At 72.4% G+C, this 3,836-nt stretch carries 5 protein-coding genes; all 5 read left to right on the top strand.

Annotation, left to right across the window (positions count from 1 at the left end; all coding sequences use genetic code 11):
• On the top strand, window positions 1–366 hold a 366-nt coding region (locus tag AC1D12_RS27365), incomplete at its 5' end, for an ABC transporter permease subunit (RefSeq protein WP_477844188.1).
• Window positions 363–1,169 carry an amino acid ABC transporter ATP-binding protein gene (locus AC1D12_RS27360; RefSeq protein WP_477827325.1) on the top strand — a complete coding sequence of 269 codons (807 nt, stop codon included), beginning with the start codon at window positions 363–365 and terminating at the stop codon, window positions 1,167–1,169. The genes AC1D12_RS27365 and AC1D12_RS27360, both read left to right, overlap by 4 nt.
• Before the next feature lie 35 nt (window positions 1,170–1,204).
• Window positions 1,205–2,032: an ABC transporter substrate-binding protein gene (locus AC1D12_RS27355; RefSeq protein WP_477844186.1), complete on the top strand. Its 828-nt coding sequence runs from the start codon at window positions 1,205–1,207 to the stop codon at window positions 2,030–2,032.
• Between the two features lie 15 nt (window positions 2,033–2,047).
• Window positions 2,048–3,463: an MmgE/PrpD family protein gene (locus tag AC1D12_RS27350; RefSeq protein WP_477844184.1), complete on the top strand. Its 1,416-nt coding sequence runs from the start codon at window positions 2,048–2,050 to the stop codon at window positions 3,461–3,463.
• On the top strand, window positions 3,460–3,836 hold a 377-nt coding region (locus AC1D12_RS27345; RefSeq protein WP_477844182.1), incomplete at its 3' end, for a class II aldolase/adducin family protein. The genes AC1D12_RS27350 and AC1D12_RS27345, both read left to right, overlap by 4 nt.

Raw genomic sequence — 3,836 nt, 5'->3', positions numbered from 1 at the left:
GAGGTGGTGCGCGCGGGGCTGCTGTCGGTCGACGTCGGCCAGTACGAGGCGGCGAAGGCGCTCGGCATGCCGCGCCTGCTCGCGCTGCGCCGCGTGATCCTGCCGCAGGCGATGCGGGTCATCATCCCGCCGATCGGCAACGAGTTCGTCGGCATGATCAAGCTGACCTCGCTGGCCAGCGTGATCCAGTACGCCGAGATGCTGCACAGCGCGCAGAACATCTACTACGCGAACACGCGGGTGATCGAGCTGCTGATCGTCGCCGGCCTCTGGTACATCGCGGTCGTCACGGTGCTGTCGGTGCTGCAGGCGCGCGTCGAGGCCTTCTACGCACGCGGCGCCGGCCGCAAGGCGGCACGGCAATGAGCGCCGCCCCCACCGCCACCGCCACCGCCACCGCGGCGCTGCCGCCCCTCGTGCGCGCGGTCGACGTGCGCAAGCGCTTCGGCGATTTCGACGCGCTGCACGGCATCACCCTCGACATCGCGCCCGGCGAGGTGCTGTGCGTGGTCGGCCCCTCGGGCTCGGGCAAGAGCACCTTCCTGCGCTGCATCAACCAGCTCGAGACGGTGAGCGGCGGTGCGCTGTGGGTGGCCGGCGAGCTGCTCGGCTTCCGTCGCGCCGGCGACAGGCTGCATGCGTTGTCCGAAGGCGGCATCGCGCGCCAGCGCCTGAAGACCGGCATGGTGTTCCAGCGCTTCAACCTGTTCCCGCACATGACGGCGCTGGAGAACGTCACCGAAGGCCCGGTGCAGGTGCTGCGGCGCCCGCGCGCCGAGGTCGAGGCCGAGGCGCGGGCCCTGCTGGCGCGCGTGGGCCTCGCGAGCAAGTGCGATGCGTTCCCGATCGAGCTGTCGGGCGGCCAGCAGCAGCGCGTCGCGATCGCACGGGCGCTCGCGATGAAGCCGCAGCTGATGCTGTTCGACGAGCCGACCTCGGCGCTCGACCCCGAACTCGTCGGCGAGGTGCTGGGCGTGATGCGCGACCTCGCGCGCAGCGGCATGACGATGGTCGTCGTGACGCACGAGCTCGGCTTCGCGCGCGAGGTCGCGAGCCGCGTGATGTTCATGGACCAGGGCCGCGTGGTCGAGACCGGCACGCCGCAGCAGGTCCTGTCCGAACCGCGGCACGAGCGCACGCGCGAATTCATCTCGGCCGTGCGCGGCTGAGCGCCGCATCCCATCCACCTTCAACGGAGTCGTTCATGTCCTTCCGCCTCGGGGCCTCGGTCCYCTCGCTCTCCCTCTCCCTCGCCATCGCGCTGCCGGCCGCCCAGGCGCAGACGCGCGCGAAGGGCGCGCCGATCACCGCGGCCATCGTCTCGAACTACCCGCCGCTGGAATTCAAGGACCCGGCCACCGCGAAGCTCACCGGCTTCGACGTCGAGTTCGGCGAGGCGCTGGCCGCCAAGCTCGGCACCACGATCAAGTGGGAAGAGACCAGCTTCGACCAGATGCTCGCCTCGCTGGCCACCGGCCGCGTCGACATCATCCTGTCGGGCATGACCGATTTGCCGGCGCGCCGCGATGCGGTGCGCTTCATCGACTACCTGAAGACCGGCCCGCAGTTCTTCGTGCTGAAGGAGCGCGCCRCCGAGTTCGCGGGCATGGCCGCGCTGTGCGGCAGGAAGGTCGGCGCGAGCCGGCGCACCTCGTTCCCGGCCGAGATCGCCAAATGGAGCGACGACAACTGCGTGAAGGCCGGCAAGCCGCCGATCGCGGTCAGCGGCACCGAGGGATCGGCCGACGCCCGCACCCAGCTGCGCCAGGGCCGGCTCGACGCGGCGGTGCAGGGCGGCGAGACGCTGCCGTACATCATGGGCCAGGAGACCGGCACCTACGCGACGCTCGGCAAGCCGATCTCGTTCCAGTACGTGGGCCTCGCGATGCCGCGCAAGAGCGAGGCGCTGGCCGCCGAACTCGGCGAGGCGATGGCCAAGCTGATCGCCRACGGCACCTACGCGAAGATCGCCGCGAAATGGGGGCTGCAGGAGTTCACGGTGCCGAAGCTGATCGTCGACAGCGCGAACTGAGCCGGGCGCGCAGCGATGTCCGACACCGCCGCCATGCAGCTCGGGGCCTTCTGCGCCGCCACGCGCTTCGACGACCTGCCCGCGGCGCTGGTGGCGCGCACGAAGGCGCACCTGCTGGACACGCTCGGTGCGGCACTCGCCGGCAGCGCTGCGGCCGAGGCGCGCAGCGCGGTCGTGATGCTGGCGGGCGACACGGCCGGGGGCAGCGCGCCGGTGTGGGGCACGGGCCAGCGGCTCGGTGCGCGCGATGCGGCCTTCGCGAACGGCATCGCCGCGCATGCGCTGGAGCTCGACGACACCGGCGGCTGCGACCACTCCGGCGCGGTCGTGCTGCCGGCCGCGCTGGCGGCGCTCGGGCTGGTGCGTGCGCAGGCCGGGCACGCGCCGGCCGGGCGCCAAGTCAGCGGGCGCGACCTGTTGACCGCCGTGGTGCTGGGCTACGACCTCGGCCGGCGCGTGCTGGAAGCCTGCGGCGGCTATGCGCCCCACAACGGCGCGGGCTGGCATTCGACCGCCACCTGCGGCACCTTCGGCGCCGCCGCGGCGGCCGCGCGCGTGCTCGGGCTGGATGCCGTGCAGACCGGCGCGGCGCTCGGCCATGCCGCGAGCTTCAGCGGCGGCCTGTGGGCCTTCATCCACGATGCCTCGCAGACCAAGCGCCTGCACGCCGGCCGCGCGGCCGAAGGCGGGCTGAGCGCCGCATTGCTGGCCGGGCAGGRCATCGGCGGCCCGACACAGGTGTTCGACGACGTCTGGGGCGGCTTCTTCAACGCCTTCGCACCGCAATCGCGCGAGCCCGCGGCCCTGCTGGCCGGCTGCGGCGAGGCCTGGAAGCTGATGCGCTGCTCGATCAAGCCGCATGCGTCGTGCCGCAGCACCCATTCGACGATCGATGCGGTGCTGCACCTGATGGCGGCCCACCCGGGCCTCGCGCAGCAGGTGCGCCGCATCGACGTGCGGCTGAGCGGCTTCGTGATGGGCATGTGCGGCGGGCGCGACCTCGGCTCGCTGTCGGCGGCGCAGATGAGCCTGCCGTATGCGGTGGCGGTCGCCTGGGTGTTCGGCGACGCCGGCCTGTCGCGCTACCTCGCGCCGGTGCGCGGCGATGCGCGGCTGGCGGCGGCGATGTCGCTGGTGCACCTGCAGGTCGATCCCGCGATGGCGGAGCTCGACGAACCGCAGGTCACGATCACGACCGAAGACGGGCTGGCGGTGTCGCACACGGTGCCGGTCGCGCTCGGCGCGCCGGGCAACCCGCTGCCGGCCGACGCGCTGCGCGCGAAGTTCGATGCGCTGGCGGCCGTCGCGTTGCCGCGCCCCCAGGCCGATGCACTGGCCGATGCAGTGCTGCACCTCGACGAACTCGCCGATGCGCAGGCCCTGCTGCCGCTGCTGGCCGGCCATTCCGCACGACACCCGTTGATCTCATGAACCCCACCGAACCGCTGCCGCCCGCGCCCGAGGGCATCGACGCCGCCGAATGGGCCATCCGCTGCGAACTCGCGGCGCTGTACCGCCTGGTCGCGCATTTCCGGATGACGGACCTGATCGACACGCACATCAGCGCACGCGTGCCGGGCGCGCAGCCGCACTTCCTGATCAACCGCTAYGGGCTGYTGTTCGACGAGATGCGGGCTTCGGACCTGGTGAAGGTCGACCTCGACGGCCGGGTGGTCGATGCCCGCGCGGCCGGCCGCCAGGACGAGGCCCGCTTTCGCGTCAACCGCGCCGGCTTCACGATCCATTCGGCGGTGCACGGCGCGCGCGCCGACCTGCATTGCGTGATCCACACGCACACCACCGC

Source organism: Rhizobacter sp. P1_G5 (assembly GCF_056405435.1).
Note: the sequence above shows the minus strand (reverse complement) of the source record. Positions and strands in the feature narration are given on the sequence as shown.